This is a genomic window from Paenibacillus sp. MZ03-122A, assembly GCF_024213325.1.
GTDB lineage: Bacteria > Bacillota > Bacilli > Paenibacillales > Paenibacillaceae > Paenibacillus > Paenibacillus polymyxa_B.
Genome location: NZ_JANAVI010000001.1, coordinates 640,128 through 659,155 on the forward strand (window position 1 = coordinate 640,128; position 19,028 = coordinate 659,155).

A 19,028-nucleotide genomic window follows, 5' to 3' on the forward strand; every position below is an offset into this window, starting at 1 on the left:
GGGTTATATACTTGCAAGGGGGGACTATGATGTCTAAGCCATTGAGTGGAAAAACGGCGCTCGTTACGGGAGCGTCGCGCGGAATTGGCCGTAGTATCGCGCTGGCGCTGGCTGAAGCAGGCGCTAATGTGGCAGTAAACTATGCTGGTAGTGAAGCGGCTGCGACTGAGGTAGCAGAGCAGATTCGTGCCAAAGGTGTAGAGGCTATTACAGTTCAGGCTAATGTCGGTCGCGCTGACGAAGCAGATCAGTTGATCAAGGATGTGATTGGCGCTTGGGGCAAGATTGACATCCTGGTGAATAATGCCGGCATAACAAGAGATAATTTAATCATGCGCATGAAGGAAGAGGAATTCGATCAGGTGATCGAAACGAATCTGAAGGGTGTGTTTAATTGTCTTAAGGCGGCAACACGTCCAATGATGAAGCAGCGTTCTGGCCGAATTATCAATATCTCCTCCGTGGTCGGTGTACTTGGCAACGCAGGACAAGCCAACTACGTTGCTGCTAAAGCAGGGGTAATTGGTCTTACCAAATCCTCTGCTCGGGAGCTTGCGTCGAGAGGTATTACAGTGAACTGTGTGGCTCCTGGATTCATCGATACTGAGATGACACAGGTACTGGCTGATGATTTGCGTGACAATATGCTTAGCGGTATACCGCTGGCCCGTCTTGGACGGCCTGAGGAAATTGCTGACGTGGTGCTGTTCTTGGCCTCGGATGCTTCCTCATATATGACGGGCCAGACTTTGCATGTGGATGGCGGCATGTATATGTAGTAGCATGTTGCCAATCCGCATGCCCCGATGAAGAGTTGTCAATGAAAACTCTCTTCTATGGCATTTTAATTGTAATTTTCGTATAATACCTAAGAGGAGGTGAGCCGGATGTCCGATGTATTGGAGCGCGTAAAACGCATTGTCGTTGACCGTTTGGGAGCCGACGAAGCCGAAGTTACACTTGAAGCATCTTTTAAAGATGATTTAGGCGCTGATTCTCTCGATGTAGTTGAATTGGTAATGGAATTGGAAGATGAGTTTGATATGGAAATCTCTGATGAAGATGCAGAGAAAATTACAACTGTAGGTGAAGTTGTGAAGTACATACAATCTCATACCTAATTCATGTCATCAAAAGTCCCGTTCTGTTACAGGCGGGACTTTCTCCTAATTATACAGATTGAACTAAAGACGGAATTGCCGCGTGTTTTTGAGTTTGGCTCAGCTTCACTTAGTCAAAGGCTGAGAAGTACGCGGCATTACTAACTTTAGTTGATTCTATATTATTTTTACGCACAAGAGTGTGCGGTCTTAAAATACAATATGCAGTAGACATAGAGGTGATTATCTTTGAAACAACGTGTTGTCATAACAGGAATGGGTGTAATCACTTCGCTGGGACAGGATTTGAACACACTATGGGATAATCTGATGGCTGGAAAATCCGGCGTCAGTGAAATCGAAGCTTTCGATACAAGTGAGTACACTACAAAAATAGCCGCTTCCATTAAAGATTTTAATCCAGAGGATTATATTGAACGTAAGGATGCGCGTAAAATGGACCGCTTTGTGCAGTTTGCGGTTGCTGCTAGTAAGTTGGCGCTTGAGGACAGCGGACTTGTAATCGGAGAAAATGCGGACGCTGAGCGTGTTGGTGTATCTGTCGGTTCCGGTATTGGCGGATTGGGAACTTGGGAAGATCAGCACAACGCACTGATTGAAAAAGGACCTAAACGCGTAAGCCCTTTCTTCATTCCGATGATGATTGCTAATATGGGTTCCGGTCAAGTATCGATTTCACTCGGTGCTAAAGGTCCTAATACATCACCAGTTACGGCATGTGCCACGGGCAGTCATGCTATTGGCGATTCCTTCCGCATGATTCAGCGCGGTGACGCAGACGCCATGATTTGCGGAGGAGCTGAGGCCACTATTCGTCCGATTGGTATGGCTGGATTTTGTTCCATGCGAGCGATGTCTACGCGTAATGACGAGCCTCAAAAGGCAAGTCGTCCTTTTGATACCGAAAGAGACGGGTTTGTTATGGGCGAAGGCTCTGGTGTTCTTATTCTGGAATCGTTGGATCATGCTTTGAAGCGTGGTGCGCGTATTTACGGTGAAGTGATTGGCTACGGTCTTTCTGGCGATGCCCATCATATGACGGAGCCTGATCCAGAGGGAGCGGCACGCTGCATTAGAATGGCGATCCGTGATGCTGGATTGAATCCTGAAGAGATTGATTATATCAATGCACATGGTACATCTACACCAGTCGGTGATAAATCCGAAACGGAAGCAGTTAAGAAAACGCTTGGAGAGCATGCCTATAAGGTAGCGATCAGCTCAACCAAGTCGATGACAGGGCATTTATTGGGTGCAGCGGGCGGCGTTGAAGCCGTGATCTGTGGTCTCGCCCTTCAGCATCAGACGATTCCGCCAACGATTAATTTGGATAATCAAGACCCGGCATGCGATCTTGATTATGTACCTAATAAGCCGAGAAAAGCGGAACTGAATGTGGTTATGTCCAATTCCTTTGGTTTTGGCGGTCACAATGCTACGGTTATTCTAAAAAAATATGAAGCATAAGGGGTCAGTTCGTTGAGTGGAGACTTGAAGCAATTACAGCAGAAACTTCATATTCAATTCAACAATCGGCAGCTTCTGAAGCAGGCCTTTACGCACGCTTCCTACGTAAACGAACATCGGTTCAGTCAGCATGCAGACAATGAGCGTCTTGAATTTTTAGGTGACGCTGTTCTGGAACTGACGGTGTCCGAGCAATTGTACAATCAGTACCCTAACCGACCCGAAGGCGAACTCACCAAGTTGCGTGCAGCTATTGTCTGTGAGCCTTCGCTGGTGAAATTTGCTGTCGGGCTGGAGTTCGGGCAATATGTACTGCTTGGAAAAGGTGAAGAGTTGACAGGTGGGCGTACTCGTCCGGCTCTGTTGGCTGATGTATTCGAAGCGTTCGTAGGTGCGCTTTATTTGGATCAGGGTCTGGAGGCCGTCCGGTCGTTTCTGGAACGTTATATTTTTCCTCAAATTGTATTAAACGGAAAGCTTCAGATGAGTGATTTCAAAACAGAGCTTCAGGAACTGACGCAGCATCATAACATGGGGATGCTTGAATACAAGATTGTAGAGGAGCGCGGACCAGCCCATGAGCGCGAGTTTGTAGCCGAGGTATATATGGACAGCGAACGGCTAGGGGCAGGTACGGGACGCTCCAAAAAAGAAGCTGAGCAGCAAGCGGCGGCAGTAGCTTTAAACCGTTTGAAGCTAGCGGAATCGTAATCGGTACCTGAGCAGCCCGGACGGGTTACGCAAGCAGGGGACACAAAGTAAGAGCAAAGGGCAGTCCGCGGGGAGTCCCGGCCCGTAATGGCGAATGGACTGCGTTTTGCTCTTTTTTCGTGGCTTTGCTGGTGTAACATGAGGTCGGTACTGTGCTTTATACAAGCTAGTTTATGCTACAATAGGGATAATTCATATCAATCAGGTATACGGTGTTGTACAAGCATATTTGAAATGTTAGAGGTGAGATTGAGCATGTTTTTAAAGCGCATTGAGCTGGCGGGCTTCAAATCGTTTGCAGATAAAACAGAAATGGAATTTGTCCGCGGCATTACGGCAGTCGTCGGACCCAACGGAAGCGGAAAAAGTAATATTTCCGACGGAATTCGTTGGGTGCTGGGCGAACAGAGTGCCAAATCACTGCGTGGCGGCAAAATGGAGGACATTATTTTTGCGGGTAGTGATGCTCGTAAGGCTGTTAATTACGGTGAAGTATCGCTTACGTTGGATAATGAAGATCAGGCGTTGCCTCTGGATTTTGGTGAGGTCACGGTAACGCGACGTGTACATCGAAGTGGGGATAGTGAATATTTCATTAATCGGCAATCATGCAGACTCCGAGATATTACAGAGCTGTTTATGGATACAGGCATTGGTAAAGAAGCTTATTCAATTATTGGGCAGGGACGCATTGAGGAAATTCTGAGTACCCGATCTGAGGATCGTCGAGGTATTTTTGAGGAAGCTTCGGGTATCGTAAAATATAAATCGCGTAAAAAAGATGCGGTTCGCAAGCTGGATGAAACGGAGCAAAATTTGCTGCGTATTCACGATTTGGTTAGTGAACTGGAGGATCAGATTGGACCGCTTAAGGAGCAGTCTGAAAAAGCGATTCATTTTAAAGAGCTGCGCGGTGAATTGAAATCAAAAGAAATTTCAATGTACGTCCATCATATTGAACAAATTCATACTTCGTGGAGCGATGCGACTTCCAAACTAGCTCTGTTGCAGCAAGAGCAGCTTCAGTTGTCTACGGTGGTGTCCCGCCATGATGCGATGCTGGAAAGCGACCGCAACGAATTGCGCCAGCTGGAAGAGCAAGTAGAACAGTTGCAAAGGGATCTGCTGCAATACAGTGAAGCGACGGAGAAAAGTGAAGGCTACGGCGAATTGCTCAAAGAGCGCACACGCAATCTGGAGGCTAATCGGGAACAATTGATCTTATCACTTAGCACAAGCGAATCACGGCATTCCGAGCGCAGGAGTGAACTGGATCAGCTGAACGAAAAACTGTCTGCACTGAATGTAGAGCTTGACGAGTTGCGTGCGCGGCTGTCTGACGAAGAGGCCAAACTGATTGGTGTTACAGGCGGAATCAGCCAGGAGCAGGAAGAAAGCCTAAAGGGTGGTCTGCTGGAGCTGATGAATCAGATGGCGCAGGCGCGTAACGAAATTCGTTATACAGACCAACAGAAGGAAGCATTGGAACGGCGTGTGACTCGCGTAAGTGACGAATCCGGCAAATGGGAAGCCCAGAAAGTACAACTTGAACAGCGCAAAAAGGGATTGGAAGCTGCAGTTCAGAAGCTGGGGCAGGAAATCAGTAGTTTGCGTAATGGCTATATTCAGGGAAGTGAAAAGTACCAGGCCCTGCAAAAACTACTGGAAGAAAACCAGGGTACGGTTCGTAAATGGGAACAAAAACGTGAGGCTCAAATTTCACGGCGAGATACAATGAAGGAAATGCAGGATGACTTTGACGGCTTCATGCTTGGAGTTAAAGAGGTATTGAAGGCTGCACGAAAAGAAACTTTGCACGGTGTGCATGGAGCGGTAGCGGAGCTGATTCGGGTGCCTGAGCATTTAGAGCAGGCGATGGAAACTGCTTTGGGTGCTTCAGTTCAGCATATCGTGATGGAAAATGAATCCGTATCTAGACAGGCGATCAGTTTTCTAAAGCAACGTCAACTGGGCAGAGCGACATTTTTGCCTATGGATGTTATCCGTCCTCGTCAAATCGGTGCAGGAGAACGCCAAATTGCAGAAGGAGCCGAAGGCTTTGTCGGAATCGGTGCAGATCTTGTTCAGTATGATGATCGATATGCCGGAATTGTAGGCAGTCTCTTGGGGAATGTGGTCATTGCCCGTACGTTGGAAGATGCAAACCGTATTGCGGCCCGTTGCCAATATAGATACCGCGTGGTCACTTTGGAAGGCGATGTTGTCAATGCAGGGGGTTCCATGACTGGGGGAAGCCAGTTCAAGAAAAATGCTAATCTGCTTGGACGCAAACGTCAGCTGGATCAGTTGGATCAGGACATTGTAGATACGGAGCAGCAAATTGCAAGGTTGCGCCAGAGTGCAATAGATACCAAACGCCAGTTGGAGGAGACACAGATCCGTCTGGACGAGCTGCGCCAGGGCGGCGATGTGAAGCGCGGTGAAGAGCAGCAGATGGCAATGGAACTCAAGCAACTGGAGCATGAACTTCGTCATGTTCTGGAGCAGGTCGCTGCGTCTGGTCAGGAGAAAAAGGGCTTTGATCAGGAAATCAAGGAGCTGGAAACTTCCCGTGAAGAAGTGTTGGTAAAGTTGGCTGCGTTGGAGGAAGAAGAAAAGAAAACGCATCAGGCCATTCACGCTGCTGAATTTGCCCGTAAAGCCAACGAATCTGCCAAAGAGCAGCTGCAGGGAGAGCTCACGAATCTTAAGGTAAGGGAAGGAAAGCTGGACCAAGAGCGCTTTTCTTTGGAAGAGCAGTTGCGCAGATTGCGTGGGGATTATGATACTCTTGGTAAGGATTCGAGACAAAACAAAACCTTGCTTGCTTCCATCGAAGCAGATTTGCTGACCAATGAGCAGGAGACCGTGAAACAGATTGAAAATCTCAATCAATACCGTTTGAAAAAGGAAGAAGCCGCACAGCAACTGGAATTCAAGCGGGCTGCACGCAGCAGCTTGTCCAAAAAGCTTGAAGTGGCTGAGAACGACACGAAAGAACAGCGAATTCAGCTCAAGTCAGTGGAGGAGTTGCTTCGTCAAACGGAAATTGGAGTAAATCGGCTTGATGTGGAACTGGAAAACGTTCTGAAAAAATTAAGTGATGATTATGAACTCAGCTATGAGTTAGCCAAGCAGCGTTACCCTATACCGGAAGATATTGAAGGTACGCAGAGCGAGGTAGAGAGACTCAAACGGGGTATTTCCGCGTTGGGTGAGGTGAATCTGGGCGCCATTGAAGAATACCAGCGTGTGCATGAGCGTTATACGTTTCTTGATGAGCAAAAGTCTGATTTGGTGGAGGCCAAGACAACGCTTTATCAAGTTATTCGTGAAATGGATGAAGAAATGTCCAAACGCTTTAAGACAACGTTCGATGCTATTCGGCGCGAATTTGGAACGGTATTCTCCAAGCTGTTCGGAGGCGGACGTGCTGATCTCGTGCTGCTTGACCCGGAACGCTTGCTGGAGACGGGGATCGACATCGTAGCTCAGCCACCAGGCAAAAAATTGCAAAACTTGCAGCTGCTGTCGGGCGGTGAGCGTGCGTTAACAGCGATGGCGTTATTATTTGCCATTTTACACGTTAAACCTGTCCCATTCTGTGTACTCGATGAAGTAGAGGCTGCATTGGACGAAGCAAACGTGGTGCGTTTTGCCCAGTATTTACGAGAATTCTCGGAGCAGACACAGTTCATTGTAGTCACACACCGTAAGGGCACAATGGAAGAATCTGATGTGCTTTACGGGGTTACGATGGAGGAAGGCGGGGTTTCCAAACTCGTATCTGTCAAGCTAGACAACGATGAAGCTGAGATTGCCTGACATTAAATAACATACTTTCAGACCAACGGAGGGAATCCATGAGTTTCTTTAGGAAATTGAAGGAAAGCATTGCAAACAAAACTGAATCTGTCACAAAACAGTTCAAAGATGGTTTGGAAAAAACACGTAAAGGTTTTGTTGAAAAAGTAACGGACTTGATGATTCGCCGTAAAAAGATTGATGAGGAATTTTATGAGGAACTGGAAGAAATTCTGATCGGAGCGGACGTAGGCGTCAACACGGTTATGAACCTCATTGAAGACCTGCGAGAAGAAGTGAAAAAGCGCAAAATTGAGGACGCATCGGAATTACAGCCTGTATTGTCGGAAAAGCTGTCCGAGTTGCTGCGGGGGAATGACAATAGTCAGCTCAAAATGAGCGCTGACGGGATTACAGTCATTCTATTCGTGGGAGTCAATGGCGTCGGCAAAACGACAACCATTGGCAAGTTAGCTCACCGTTTTAAACAAGAGGGCAAAAAAGTTTTGTTGGCTGCCGGAGATACGTTCCGGGCGGGTGCGATTGAACAGTTGGAGGTTTGGGGCGAGCGGGCAGGTGTAGAGGTTATTAAGCAGCAATCCGGTTCCGATCCGGCTGCGGTTATGTTTGATGCCGTACAGGCTGCCAAGCAGCGTCAAGTGGATGTTTTGTTGTGTGATACCGCAGGACGTCTTCAGAATAAAAGCAATCTGATGGAGGAACTGAACAAAATTTTCCGCGTGATCCAACGCGAAATTCCAGATGCTCCTCATGAAGTGTTGTTGGTACTTGATGCGACGACTGGACAAAATGCACTTAACCAAGCCAAGCTGTTTGGTGAGAAAAGCGGTGTGACCGGGCTGGTACTAACGAAGTTGGATGGTACAGCGAAGGGCGGGATTGTTGTGGCCATCCGTCAGGAGCTAAATTTGCCTGTTAAGCTGGTGGGCTTAGGTGAAAAAGTGAATGATCTTCAACCGTTTGATTCCGAGCAATTCGTTCATGCGTTGTTTGCGGGGTTGATTCAGGAAGAGACCGTCGAAGCAACTGCTGCAGACGAGGAAGAACAGAACTGATACGTTTAAAGTAGGCTTTCATGCTACGTTTGGGACTAAGTAGCCATCCTGTTGCTGTTCAAGTTCGCCCAGATGTATAATGAAAGCAAGAGGTCTGTCGATGCCGTATATGTAATGTATGTTGTATGTAAATATAAATAAGGAAGCCGGGTGAAAAACCGATGGCAAACACCTATACCTACTCCCGACGGGAAGAAGTAGCCAACGCCATTACACATGGAATTGGAGCCGTTTTAAGCGTGGCAGCGCTTGTGTTACTCATTGTTTTTGCTAGCTTGAAAGGAACCACTTGGCATGTCGTCAGCTTTACGATTTACGGGATTACGATGTTGCTGTTGTACACCAATTCAACGTTGCTTCATAGCCTGCGTGAAGGGAAAATGAAGGATTTGTTCGAAATATTCGATCATTCTTGCATTTACCTGTTCATTGCAGGTAGCTACACCCCGTTTATGCTCGTTGCACTGCGAGGTACTCTGGGATGGACACTGTTTGGAGTGATTTGGGGGATTGCACTGTTTGGTGTGTTGTTCAAGGCGTTCTTCACCAAGCGCTTCCTGTTTATGTCTACCGTATTTTACATTGTGATGGGCTGGCTCATCACCATTGCCTGGAATCCTCTGGTTGCGACTGTTCCCGCCGGAGGGATGACGTTATTGTTCGTAGGTGGTCTTATGTATACGTTGGGCACGATTTTCTACGTGTGGCGGGCATTTCCATATCACCATGCGATCTGGCATCTGTTTGTTTTAGCAGGTAGCATACTTCATTTTCTGGCTGTTCTGCTGTATCTTACTCCAGTAAGGGTTTAAGTAACAGTGGGCAAAAAGCCGATCCGTACTTCCGTTTGAGGGCAGTGGATCGGCTTTTTTTTGTATGACAAGGGATAACGCTTGACATCTTCTTTTCTTTTATGTATCATAAGGAACGTTGAAAAGAACTGTAAAGTGTTTTTCCTTGACGATGGAGGTATACAAGATGAGTCAGGAGAATCGGCTGGAAAAGACAAACCGGATTAACCGACTGTTTGACTTCTATGAACCTCTGCTTACAGAGAAGCAACAGATGTTTTTAAAATATTACTTCCATGATGATTTTTCTTTAGGGGAAATCGCATCGGAATTTCAAATTAGCCGTCAGGCAGTATATGAACATATTAAACGTGCTGAACAGGTATTGGAAATGTACGAGGAAAAGCTTGGTTTGCTAAGCAAGTATGAGCGTAGAATCCAAGATCTCGAAGAATTAAATAAGACGTTGTATGAGGCATTCGGTAAAATCGGTGAGTCCGATGAAGGCATTCTGCAACATGTTCATCAAATTGTAAATCGCCTGCAGGAACTGTAGGACATATAGATTAAGAACAAACAACCCTGGTAGACAAGGAGGTGCGAAAGTATGGCATTTGAAGGATTATCGACTCGCTTGCAAAATGTATTCAGTAAACTGCGCGGTAAAGGAAAAGTGTCTGAGGAGGATGTAGCTCAGGCGATGCGTGAAGTACGATTAGCTTTGCTTGAGGCGGACGTTAACTTCAAGGTTGTAAAGGACTTTATTGCCAAGGTAAAGGAGAAATCCGTTGGTAAGGAAGTGATGGACAGCTTTACGCCAGGCATGGTCATCATCGACATCGTGAACAAAGAACTGACCGAGTTGATGGGTGGCAGTCAGGCCAAGCTTGCCAAAGCAAACAAACCGCCTACGGTCATTATGATGGTGGGTCTCCAGGGCGCAGGTAAGACGACAACGTCTGGTAAACTGGCGAAATTGCTGCAAAAGCAAAATCATCGTCCATTGCTTGTAGCTGGTGATATTTATAGACCAGCCGCGATCAAGCAGCTTCAGGTTCTTGGGGAGCAGATTAATACTCCTGTATTTACACTGGGAGATCAGACAAGCCCGGTAGAAATTGCAAAACAGGGTTTGCAGCATGCTAAGGATAATGGTAATGACTACGTTATTATAGATACTGCTGGTCGTCTTCATGTTGATGAAGAGCTCATGGAAGAGTTGCGCCAGATTCATACCAACGTCAACCCGGATGAAGTTCTACTGGTTGTAGATAGCATGACGGGGCAGGACGCGGTTAACGTTGCGGAGCACTTTAATAATAGCTTGGAGTTAACGGGAGTTGTACTGACGAAGCTGGATGGTGACACTCGTGGTGGTGCAGCTTTATCGGTTAAGGCTGTGACGGGATGCCCAATCAAGTTTGCTACATTGGGTGAAAAGCTGGATGCGATGGAGCCGTTTCATCCTGAACGGATGGCTTCACGGATTTTAGGCATGGGTGACATGTTGTCCCTGATTGAAAAGGCGCAGTCCAATATCGACGCCGATAAGGCGAAGGAAATGGAACGGAAAATGCGTAATGCCGAGTTTACTTTTGAAGATTTTCTGGAGCAAATGGATCAAGTTAAGAAGCTTGGCCCAATCGACCAGATTCTTGATATGATTCCCGGTATGGGCAACATGAAGCAAATGAAAGATATCAAAGTGGATGACAAACAGATGGGCCGGATTGAGGCTATCGTTCATTCTATGACCACACAGGAAAAGCAAAACCCAGACATGATTAATCATAGCCGACGCAAACGTATTTCTGTAGGCAGTGGAACATCACTGGCTGAGGTAAATCGTCTGATAAAGCAATTTGACGAAATGCGTCGTATGATGAAGCAGTTCTCAGATATGATGGGACCTAAGGGTGGCAAAAACAAGGCTATGAAGCAGTTGAAGAGTATGGGTAAAGGTATGAAGTTTCCTTTCCGCTAAGGCCAATAGGCCCTTGGAATTATGGGATAACAATATACAGTCTACTTTTTGAAGGAGGTGAATTTTCGTGGCAGTTCGTATTCGTCTGAAACGTATGGGTGCACATAAAGCTCCTTTCTATCGCGTCGTGGTATCTGATTCTCGTTCCCCGCGTGACGGTCGTTTTATCGAAGAAATCGGTTACTACAACCCAATCACAGTACCAGCGGTTGTAAAAATTGATGAAGATAAAGCGCTGAAATGGTTGCAAGATGGTGCACAAGCATCCGACACAGTCCGTAACTTGCTTAGCAAAGCGGGCGTAATGAAAAAGTTTCATGAGTCTAAACTACAGAAATAAGGTGCTGATACGGAGGGTCAACCATGGAAGAATTAGTGATAATCATTGCTAAGGCTTTAGTCGATCATCCGGAAGATGTGACCGTGAAGACCTTGGAGAAGGATCGGCTTGTTGTATATGAGCTTAGTGTGCATCCTGAGGATGTAGGCAAAATCATTGGTAAGCAGGGTCGTATCGCCAAGGCGCTTCGCACTGTGGTTGCATCAGCAGCCGTTAAGATGGATAAACGGGTTACCGTAGACATCATATCTTAAAGATATACGAAAGTGGGTTAGGATGTATGTCCTAACCCTTTTTCGTACATGATGAAGATGATATGGAGCGGGACCGATAACAAGCAGGAGGAACATGATGCAACAATTGTTTAATGTCGGAAAAATTGTGAACACCCATGGAATCCGTGGGGAGCTTAAAATATTAACGACGACAGATTTCCCAGAGGATCGCTTTGCTAAAGGTAGTGAACTTTTGATTGTCCCGGCTGAAGGTAAAGCCCCGATTCCCGTAACTATTGAAACAGCGCGTTTTCAAAAAAATATGGTTGTCGCTAAATTTAAGGAATATCACAATATCAATGAAGTTGAAAAATATAAAGGTACTTTGTTGAAGGTATCTGCTGAGCGGTTAGGCGAATTGGAAGAAAATGAATTCTATTTTCATGAAGTAGTCGGCATGGAAGTGGTGACCGAAGACGGAAATGAGCTCGGCGTGGTCAAAGAAATTTTGACTCCGGGAGCCAATGATGTATGGGTAGTCAAAATGCCTAAAGGCAAGGAACTGCTATTGCCGTATATAGAGGATGTTATTTTGGATGTAAACGTGCGCGAAAAACGGGTTACGGTACGGTTAATGGAAGGTCTGCTGTAATGCGGGTAGATGTGCTGACCCTGTTTCCAGAGATGTTTGACGGAGTATTTAATGCAAGCATTCTGGGAAAAGCAAGGGATAAGGGAATTGTATCACTGCAAGCGGTTAATTTTCGTCAGTATGCCGGCAATAAGCATGGACAAGTGGATGATACGCCCTATGGCGGTGGGGGCGGCATGGTTTTGAAGCCTGACCCTATTTTTGCTGCCGTGGAAGCGCTGTTGGATAAATCAGAGGAATCAACATTAGAAACTGCCGACGAAGTTATTCAACATGAAGGGATAGAACGTAACACAGACATAAAATCTCCGCGTATCATTTTGATGTGTCCACAAGGCGAGACTTTTACGCAAAAGAAAGCGGAAGAGCTGGCCAAAGAGGACCATCTTATTTTTATATGTGGGCATTATGAGGGTTATGATGAGCGTATTCGAGAGCATTTGGTGACGGATGAGCTTTCTATCGGAGACTATGTGTTGACTGGTGGTGAGCTTCCAGCCATGGCCGTCATTGACAGTGTGACACGGTTGCTACCAGGAGTGCTGGGGAACGAAACGAGTGCGGTAACGGACTCGTTTAGTACCGGGTTGCTGGAGTACCCCCATTATACCCGGCCTGCGGAGTTTCGGGGCTGGAAAGTTCCTGATGTACTCCTGTCAGGGCATCACGTCAATATTGATTCTTGGAGACGCCAAGAGGCGTTACGTCGCACGATGGAACGCCGACCAGACCTGTTGGAACAGGTTGAACTGACAGGCAAGGAGCGCGTGTGGGTTGAGGAGCAGCGCAAATCTGACTGTTTGGGCGATAAGCAATAAAGCGTCTTAGGCATGAGTGGATTTGAAAGCAGGGAGTGACCTGTTTTATAATGGAGTCAATTAAATAATGTTTGGTCAAATCCCTTTTTGTTGTTGCAATGCGGTATCCTCCATGATACAATACATCTGTTGTGTGTAATACGGTGGTCCTCTGTGGATGATGAAGGAAACGGTTGTGTTTCCAGAAGAAGCATGAACACCTGTACGGAAGGAGGGAGTCATAGATGAATATCGTCCAAGCGATCACTGAAGAACAACTGCGTAAAGATTTGCCTAACTTTCGTCCTGGTGACACTTTGAAAGTGCACGTGAAAGTTATTGAGGGAACTCGTGAGCGTATCCAGTTGTTTGAAGGTGTTGTCATTAAACGCCGTGGTGGTGGAATCAGTGAGACTTTTACAGTTCGTAAAATTTCTTACGGTGTAGGTGTGGAAAGAACTTTCCCGCTTCATTCCCCGAAAATCGATAAAATCGACGTGGCTCGCCGTGGTAAAGTGCGTCGTGCGAAGCTTTATTATCTTCGTGAACTGCGCGGTAAAGCAGCGAGAATTAAAGAAATTCGTCGTTAATACAACGAATAACGAAAGGGGCTTGGTTACAAGCTCCTTTCGTTTTTTCTACGTACATAGGGAACTGTGGATTATTGACCGTAAAGAGAGGACAGTGAGCTATGGAGCAAGAAGTAGGACAAGGAGCTGTACAGCAGCCAACTGAACAGGATGGTACGCCCAAGCGTAAACCAAAAAATGAGATTTTTGAGTGGCTCAAGGCCATCATTATTGCGTTAGTGCTTGTCTTTTTAATCCGCTGGCTTCTCTTTAAGCCGTTTATTGTGGATGGCCCGTCGATGCAGCCTAACTTTCATACCGGAGAACGCGTCATTGTAAATGAGATTTTGTATGATTTCCGTGCCCCTAAACCAGGGGAAGTGATCGTGTTTCATGTGCCGGAGGAAGGAAGAGACTTTATCAAACGCGTCATTGCCGTTGAAGGAGATACGGTCAAGGTAGAAGGTGACACGATTACAGTAAATGGTAAGCCGATTCAGGAATCTTACTTGAAAGCTCCTTTAGAAGAAGCGCACCAAAATGGTGAACTTTACAACAAGTTTACAAATTTTCCAAATGAGAAATTTAAGGATGGAAAAGTTCCGGCGGGGCATATTTTTGTAATGGGAGATAACCGTTCCAATAGTACAGACAGTCGGATGATTGGATATATTGATTTGAAGGAAGTTGTAGGTCGGGCTGACGTTATTTTCTGGCCGGCGAAAGATATGCAGTGGATTAACCACTAGAATAACTAATAAGCAGCATAGCTGCCGTAATCCTAACTAAGAGCCTAAGGGTAAAAGTAGGAGTTACGATCAATGGGGTGATGACGGTGACGATTCAATGGTTTCCTGGTCATATGACCAGAGCGCGCCGCCAAATTGAAGCAAAATTAAAGTTAATTGATTTGGTCATTGAGCTGATTGATGCTCGATTGCCGCTCTCTAGCCGAAATCCAATGATTGATGATATTTTGCAAGGCAAGCCGCGAATGATTATTTTGAATAAAGCAGATTTGGCGGACCCGGTAGTATCACAGCAATGGATTGCCTATTTTAAGGAGCAGGGGCATGTGGCCATTCCGGTGGATGCCACAACTGGGACGGGACTAAAAGAAATTCCAATTCAGGCCAAGCTGCTGCTTAAGGAAAAGATAGATCGGCAGATTAGGAAGGGAATGAATCCGCGTCCTATGCGTGGGTTGATTGTTGGTATTCCGAATGTCGGCAAATCGACACTGATCAACCGAATGGCGGGACGTAATATTGCAGCTACGGGTGACCGTCCAGGGGTAACGAAGGCACAGCAGTGGATCAAGATTGGAGAAATTGAATTGCTGGATACACCAGGGATTCTATGGCCTAAATTTGAGGATCAGAATGTAGGCTATCGTCTGGCAGTTACAGGTGCGATCAAGGAAGAAATTCTGAATGTCGAGGATATTGCCTTTTTTGCGACTAAATATTTGGTTCAGTACTATTGGGACGCACTGGCAGAGCGCTTTGAGCTCACCGAACGTCCTGAAGATACAGAAAATCCTGATGAAATTGTCAACGTCATGGAAGCGATCGGACGTAAACGTGGCTGTATTGTTAGCGGCGGACGTGTGGATCTCGAAAAGGCGTCAAAAATCATTTTGCGTGAGCTGCGTGCAGGGAAGCTGGGACGGTTCAGTTTGGAAGCTCCTTACTGATTCTACTGGTACACCGATAGAGAACATAGCATTTTGTGGCAAGGAAGAACCTTCCCCATCTCTCCGGAGAGGAGGAAGGTTTTTTTGGTATTTGAAGGCAATTAGAAAAGGGTTTTGGACGATGAAGGTCTGTGGTAAGCTGAATTCAATCGCTAGAGCTACGGCATGAATGACGCGTTAAACTACATATAGATGGGCAGGTATTGAATATGGAAGATAAAAAGAATGTAGTGAAGGACATGCTACATTATGAAAAAAAATGCTGGGAGCAGTCTTGTGAGCGGATTGCAGGTATTGACGAGGTAGGTCGTGGATGCCTGTTTGGTGATGTTGTGGCCGCAGCAGTCATTTTACCAGTGGGTGAGTTACTGGAAGGTGTGGATGATTCCAAAAAATTGACGAACAAGAAGAGAGAAGCATACTACGAGCTAATTATGGAGAAGGCCATTGCTGTAGGAGTTGGCTATGTAGACGCGCAGACAATTGATGATATCAATATTAAGCAAGCAGCCCGTTTGGCTATGAAGCAGGCTATTGAGGCTTTACATGTGTCTCCTGATTATTTACTGGTGGATGCAGAAAAGGTAGATGTGCCTATTCCTCAACTCTCTATTATTAAAGGAGATGCCAACAGTCAGTCTATTGCGGCGGCCTCTATCATCGCCAAGGTAACCCGTGATCGGCTGTGCAAAGGTGAATGGGATGCGAAGTATCCGGAATATGGGATCGGTATACATAAAGGTTACGCTACCAAGTTACACAGGGAACAAATTTTGGCGCTAGGACCTACAAAGATGCATAGACGCAGCTTTCTGGGCAATTTGTTGACGGAGCAACCGACGCTGTTTGATCTGTAGTTACTTATTATGAATCGGGATAATGCCGATATAAAGCATAACTAATACCATAAGCCCCTTTGAATGGGGGAGAGTGAGAGGAGGGGCGATATGAACATCGGATCTGTATTTCGTGGATTACTTGGAGATGTGAAGGCTGGAGAGGCTAAAAAACTTGATATGCAGCCAGGTCAGGTTGTACGAGGAGTCGTGCTAAAGGTGTCTGAGGACGGCAGCGAGGCTGTGTTGCAAATACAAGGTTCTCAGGTCAGGGCAAAGCTGGAGACCCCTCTTCAACCTGGACAGACTACAACGTTTCAGGTTCAACCGGCTTCCCCCAGCGGAATGACGGTGCTTAAGCCTCTGAACGATGCGGCCAATACACCACAGCAAACCGTAGCGCTGACAGATGTATTGGAATCGGTGGGACTGTCGGATACAGCCCAGAACAGGGAGCTTATACAGGCAATGCAAAAGAATGGTGTGCCGTTGACATCTGAAAATGCGGCTTCTTTGCGAGAAGCTATGGCGAAGCAAAACGGCAATGTACAATTGGGAACGTTTGTGCAGGCGGCGGCAGTTGCCTTTCAGCGGGGACTTCCATTGACGGCAGAAAGCATAAACGGATTGCGTCAAGCGATGTTTGGGCCTCCTTTAAATGATCTGTTGTCTTCGCTGGAGCAAGAGCTTGAAGCGGTATTAAAGCAGCCAGGACAGGGAATATCCACTGACCGTTCAGTGGGGGAATCAACAGCTATAAAGAGCGCTGATCGAATGCCTACTAGTCCAACAGGTGCTTCTTCCGGGGTGGTTGTAGATGGACAGGAAGGCCAAGCTCCCATACTGTCCAAGGATGCTTCTACCGCTTTAAAGCAGGCAGAAGCTGGACAAACCACAGGCGGCAAAGAATTGTTAAAAGGGACTCAAGCAGCCAACCTTGCTGCTGCAGTGAGTGAAGCGAGTGCTTTGGCAACAGATTCAGATACTGCGACGGGGGCTACCTCTGCAGCCAAAGGGACTGCTCCAGGAGAAGCGGAGACAGTCAATGGACGCGGAGCGACAGTGGCATCGGAAGCTAGCGTGAATGCTCCAGAATCGGGTGCTGATGCATTAAACGGTCCTCGCACCAGAGTGGAGCAGTCACAGTCACAGCAAGCTACTGCGGCAAGCACACAGCTTAAGGATGCGGATGGCGCTCCAGCAACTGCCACGGCAGAGCCTGCGGGGGCAAAGACAGCCTTAACCGCGGCCACGGCTGACCGTCCCACCGCACAGCAGGCTGGTAGCTCTATGCCGCAGCAATCCACGGCAGGCAACACTGCCGCGCCAGAGGTGTCACTCCAGCGACTGCGCACGTTGCTGCAAGAGCTACGCGCGGCGGTGCCGCCCGCACTGAGCACGGCTGCGCCGGAGCAGCCCGCAACGAAAGTGGCGCAGCCAATGGCTGGCGCCTCGCGGGCCGCAGACGCGGCTGCATCGCAGCCTGCGGCGTCCAGCCCGCAGCTCACCCCCACGGAGGACCCGTGGGTGGGCCGCGTACTGAAGCTGCTTGGTGCAGAGCACGAGCAGCAAGTACACCGCGCGACTACACAGGTCGCGCAAGGGGCGGCGGCACGTATGGAGCCGCCAGAGGGAATGCCTCAGACGCTGCCGGGATTAGCGGCTGCGTCTGGGGACACGGTGTCAGCAGACGCAGACACCGTAAAAGGGGCGCTGCTCCAGCTGATGAGCAGTGACGATCTGCCGCCCGCTTTGAAAGAGGCGGCTCAGCAGGTTGTACAGCACCTGACAGGTCAGCAGTTGCTACTCAATACAGACCGAACGGCGCCTTTTGCCCAAGTACACATGTTTATACCGTTCGTTGGACCGGACGGTCGTGAAACAGCTACGATCCAGATTCAGTCCCGCCGCGGCAAACGTGGAGAGCTGGACGCCTCCAACTGTCGTCTTTGGTTTGATTTGGACATGAAGGGACTTGGAGCGACCCTGGTAGATGTCCAGGTTGTAGATCGGATTGTAAGTGTTAAGCTCCATAATGATCATGAATGGGCGGCTTCGTTGTTAACCAGTGGGCGTGAGTCCATTCACACAGCGTTGGAGTCACTAGGATACCAACTTTTATCGCTTCGTACCGAGCCTATGCCCATAAGGACTGAACAGAACAGTCTCGCCTCTTCTGAAGTACAAAGCTATGTGCCTCAGCCGTATAAAGGAGTCGATCTTAAAATATGAAAGAGCCGTTGGAACCTCCTTCTCCTTCCATAAAGAAGGCGGTCGCCCTTAAATATACGCCTGGTGAGAGCGAAGCACCGATTGTCGTTGCCAAAGGGAGCGGCCGTATTGCGGATAGCATTTTAGAAAAAGCTAAAGAACATGGTGTTCCAGTACAGGAGGATGCTGCGCTGGTTGAAGTACTATCCAAACTCGATTTGGACGAACAAATTCCTGCTGAGCTCTATCAGTTGGTGGCAGAGGTGCTTACCTATATATATCAAATGGATAGGCTTGCATCAAGGGATGACTGGTGATGTCGAATGAAATGAAGGCTGGAGGCAAGGACCAACGGAAAGCCAAAGGAGCGATGGGCGAAGAGACAGCGGCTTTGTTTTTAGAAAACTTGGGTTACCGTATCATAGAGCGTAATTGGCGATGCCGCAGTGGTGAAATAGATCTGATTGCCAAGCAGGAGCATACACTCGTGTTTATTGAGGTACGTAGTCGAAGTAGCTCCAAGTATGGAACGCCAGCAGAATCAGTTACTGCGCGTAAAATAGCCCAAGTTCGCCAAACAGCCGCTGTATATTTGCACCTGAACGGGATTGGAGAAGCTCCAATCCGCTTTGACATGATTTCTGTACAATTAACTGACGAAAAGGCAGTTGTTACGGACCATTTAATAGGCGCATTTTAAACGAGTAAGAGCTTATTCAAAGGTAAGAGTGCGGGACTGAATTCATATGTGCAGGTTG

The 19,028-nt window shown here is 47.3% G+C and carries 20 protein-coding genes; all 20 read left to right on the plus strand.

What is annotated here, in order from left to right:
- The first annotated feature begins 29 nt into the window (after nt 1–29).
- The 20 genes from fabG to NLX74_RS03210 all read left to right on the plus strand — a co-directional run bounded on the left by fabG (nt 30) and on the right by NLX74_RS03210 (nt 18,970).
- Nucleotides 30–779: a 3-oxoacyl-[acyl-carrier-protein] reductase gene (gene fabG, locus NLX74_RS03115; RefSeq protein WP_025721716.1), complete on the plus strand. Its 750-nt coding sequence runs from the start codon at nt 30–32 to the stop codon at nt 777–779.
- A 108-nt stretch (nt 780–887) separates the two neighbouring features.
- Nucleotides 888–1,121 carry an acyl carrier protein gene (locus tag NLX74_RS03120; protein WP_007429985.1) on the plus strand — a complete coding sequence of 78 codons (234 nt, stop codon included), beginning with the start codon at nt 888–890 and terminating at the stop codon, nt 1,119–1,121.
- A 228-nt stretch (nt 1,122–1,349) separates the two neighbouring features.
- Nucleotides 1,350–2,588 carry a beta-ketoacyl-ACP synthase II gene (gene fabF / locus NLX74_RS03125; RefSeq protein WP_061832008.1) on the plus strand — a complete coding sequence of 413 codons (1,239 nt, stop codon included), beginning with the start codon at nt 1,350–1,352 and terminating at the stop codon, nt 2,586–2,588.
- A 12-nt stretch (nt 2,589–2,600) separates the two neighbouring features.
- Nucleotides 2,601–3,299 (plus strand): ribonuclease III, encoded by a 699-nt coding sequence (gene rnc, locus NLX74_RS03130; RefSeq protein WP_013309856.1) that lies wholly within the window; start codon nt 2,601–2,603, stop codon nt 3,297–3,299.
- Between the two features lie 255 nt (nt 3,300–3,554).
- The gene (gene smc / locus NLX74_RS03135; protein WP_254327918.1) at nt 3,555–7,124 is read left to right on the plus strand and encodes a chromosome segregation protein SMC; all 3,570 of its coding nucleotides are present in this window, start codon (nt 3,555–3,557) and stop codon (nt 7,122–7,124) included.
- A 38-nt stretch (nt 7,125–7,162) separates the two neighbouring features.
- Nucleotides 7,163–8,179 (plus strand): signal recognition particle-docking protein FtsY, encoded by a 1,017-nt coding sequence (gene ftsY / locus NLX74_RS03140; RefSeq protein ID WP_061832006.1) that lies wholly within the window; start codon nt 7,163–7,165, stop codon nt 8,177–8,179.
- A gap of 161 nt (nt 8,180–8,340) precedes the next feature.
- A complete protein-coding gene (trhA, locus tag NLX74_RS03145) occupies nt 8,341–8,991 on the plus strand; it encodes a PAQR family membrane homeostasis protein TrhA (protein WP_013309859.1) in 651 nt (216 codons plus the stop codon).
- Between the two features lie 166 nt (nt 8,992–9,157).
- Nucleotides 9,158–9,526 carry a putative DNA-binding protein gene (locus NLX74_RS03150; protein ID WP_069291713.1) on the plus strand — a complete coding sequence of 123 codons (369 nt, stop codon included), beginning with the start codon at nt 9,158–9,160 and terminating at the stop codon, nt 9,524–9,526.
- A 51-nt stretch (nt 9,527–9,577) separates the two neighbouring features.
- Nucleotides 9,578–10,954: a signal recognition particle protein gene (gene ffh, locus NLX74_RS03155; protein ID WP_254327919.1), complete on the plus strand. Its 1,377-nt coding sequence runs from the start codon at nt 9,578–9,580 to the stop codon at nt 10,952–10,954.
- Nucleotides 10,955–11,021: 67 nt separating this feature from the next.
- Entirely contained in the window at nt 11,022–11,294 is a 273-nt protein-coding gene (gene rpsP, locus NLX74_RS03160; protein WP_013309862.1) for a 30S ribosomal protein S16, read from the plus strand.
- A gap of 23 nt (nt 11,295–11,317) precedes the next feature.
- Nucleotides 11,318–11,548: a KH domain-containing protein gene (locus NLX74_RS03165; RefSeq protein ID WP_013309863.1), complete on the plus strand. Its 231-nt coding sequence runs from the start codon at nt 11,318–11,320 to the stop codon at nt 11,546–11,548.
- A 97-nt stretch (nt 11,549–11,645) separates the two neighbouring features.
- Entirely contained in the window at nt 11,646–12,161 is a 516-nt protein-coding gene (gene rimM / locus NLX74_RS03170) for a ribosome maturation factor RimM (protein WP_069291714.1), read from the plus strand.
- Nucleotides 12,161–12,979, plus strand: a complete 819-nt coding sequence (gene trmD, locus NLX74_RS03175) for a tRNA (guanosine(37)-N1)-methyltransferase TrmD (protein ID WP_061832001.1) — start codon at nt 12,161–12,163, stop codon at nt 12,977–12,979. The genes rimM and trmD overlap by 1 nt, the downstream gene beginning before the upstream one ends.
- 224 nt (nt 12,980–13,203) lie before the next feature.
- Nucleotides 13,204–13,548: a 50S ribosomal protein L19 gene (rplS, locus tag NLX74_RS03180; protein WP_010346403.1), complete on the plus strand. Its 345-nt coding sequence runs from the start codon at nt 13,204–13,206 to the stop codon at nt 13,546–13,548.
- A gap of 101 nt (nt 13,549–13,649) precedes the next feature.
- Nucleotides 13,650–14,276: a signal peptidase I gene (gene lepB / locus NLX74_RS03185; protein ID WP_061832000.1), complete on the plus strand. Its 627-nt coding sequence runs from the start codon at nt 13,650–13,652 to the stop codon at nt 14,274–14,276.
- A gap of 86 nt (nt 14,277–14,362) precedes the next feature.
- On the plus strand, nt 14,363–15,223 hold the full coding sequence (gene ylqF, locus NLX74_RS03190) for a ribosome biogenesis GTPase YlqF (RefSeq protein ID WP_235308115.1): 861 nt from the start codon (nt 14,363–14,365) through the stop codon (nt 15,221–15,223).
- A gap of 209 nt (nt 15,224–15,432) precedes the next feature.
- The gene (locus NLX74_RS03195) at nt 15,433–16,080 is read left to right on the plus strand and encodes a ribonuclease HII (RefSeq protein WP_254327920.1); all 648 of its coding nucleotides are present in this window, start codon (nt 15,433–15,435) and stop codon (nt 16,078–16,080) included.
- A 90-nt stretch (nt 16,081–16,170) separates the two neighbouring features.
- Nucleotides 16,171–18,291: a DNA ligase gene (locus tag NLX74_RS03200; protein ID WP_254327921.1), complete on the plus strand. Its 2,121-nt coding sequence runs from the start codon at nt 16,171–16,173 to the stop codon at nt 18,289–18,291.
- Nucleotides 18,288–18,587, plus strand: coding sequence for an EscU/YscU/HrcU family type III secretion system export apparatus switch protein (locus NLX74_RS03205; protein WP_023988176.1), 300 nt, complete (start codon nt 18,288–18,290; stop codon nt 18,585–18,587). Before NLX74_RS03200 ends, NLX74_RS03205 begins: the two co-directional genes overlap by 4 nt.
- A complete protein-coding gene (locus tag NLX74_RS03210) occupies nt 18,587–18,970 on the plus strand; it encodes a YraN family protein (protein ID WP_250261692.1) in 384 nt (127 codons plus the stop codon). Before NLX74_RS03205 ends, NLX74_RS03210 begins: the two co-directional genes overlap by 1 nt.
- The last annotated feature ends 58 nt before the right edge of the window (nt 18,971–19,028 follow it).

Excerpts from the sequence above, each read along its gene's own strand:
- fabG (WP_025721716.1), top strand. The coding sequence starts at position 30 with ATGTCTAAGCCATTGAGTGGAAAAACGGCGCTCGTTACGGGAGCGTCG.
- NLX74_RS03120 (WP_007429985.1), top strand. The coding sequence starts at position 888 with ATGTCCGATGTATTGGAGCGCGTAAAACGCATTGTCGTTGACCGTTTG.
- smc (WP_254327918.1), top strand. The coding sequence starts at position 3,555 with ATGTTTTTAAAGCGCATTGAGCTGGCGGGCTTCAAATCGTTTGCAGAT.
- ftsY (WP_061832006.1), top strand. The coding sequence starts at position 7,163 with ATGAGTTTCTTTAGGAAATTGAAGGAAAGCATTGCAAACAAAACTGAA.
- trhA (WP_013309859.1), top strand. The coding sequence starts at position 8,341 with ATGGCAAACACCTATACCTACTCCCGACGGGAAGAAGTAGCCAACGCC.
- NLX74_RS03150 (WP_069291713.1), top strand. The coding sequence starts at position 9,158 with ATGAGTCAGGAGAATCGGCTGGAAAAGACAAACCGGATTAACCGACTG.
- ffh (WP_254327919.1), top strand. The coding sequence starts at position 9,578 with ATGGCATTTGAAGGATTATCGACTCGCTTGCAAAATGTATTCAGTAAA.
- NLX74_RS03165 (WP_013309863.1), top strand. The coding sequence starts at position 11,318 with ATGGAAGAATTAGTGATAATCATTGCTAAGGCTTTAGTCGATCATCCG.
- rimM (WP_069291714.1), top strand. The coding sequence starts at position 11,646 with ATGCAACAATTGTTTAATGTCGGAAAAATTGTGAACACCCATGGAATC.
- trmD (WP_061832001.1), top strand. The coding sequence starts at position 12,161 with ATGCGGGTAGATGTGCTGACCCTGTTTCCAGAGATGTTTGACGGAGTA.
- rplS (WP_010346403.1), top strand. The coding sequence starts at position 13,204 with ATGAATATCGTCCAAGCGATCACTGAAGAACAACTGCGTAAAGATTTG.
- lepB (WP_061832000.1), top strand. The coding sequence starts at position 13,650 with ATGGAGCAAGAAGTAGGACAAGGAGCTGTACAGCAGCCAACTGAACAG.
- NLX74_RS03195 (WP_254327920.1), top strand. The coding sequence starts at position 15,433 with ATGGAAGATAAAAAGAATGTAGTGAAGGACATGCTACATTATGAAAAA.
- NLX74_RS03200 (WP_254327921.1), top strand. The coding sequence starts at position 16,171 with ATGAACATCGGATCTGTATTTCGTGGATTACTTGGAGATGTGAAGGCT.
- NLX74_RS03205 (WP_023988176.1), top strand. The coding sequence starts at position 18,288 with ATGAAAGAGCCGTTGGAACCTCCTTCTCCTTCCATAAAGAAGGCGGTC.
- NLX74_RS03210 (WP_250261692.1), top strand. The coding sequence starts at position 18,587 with ATGTCGAATGAAATGAAGGCTGGAGGCAAGGACCAACGGAAAGCCAAA.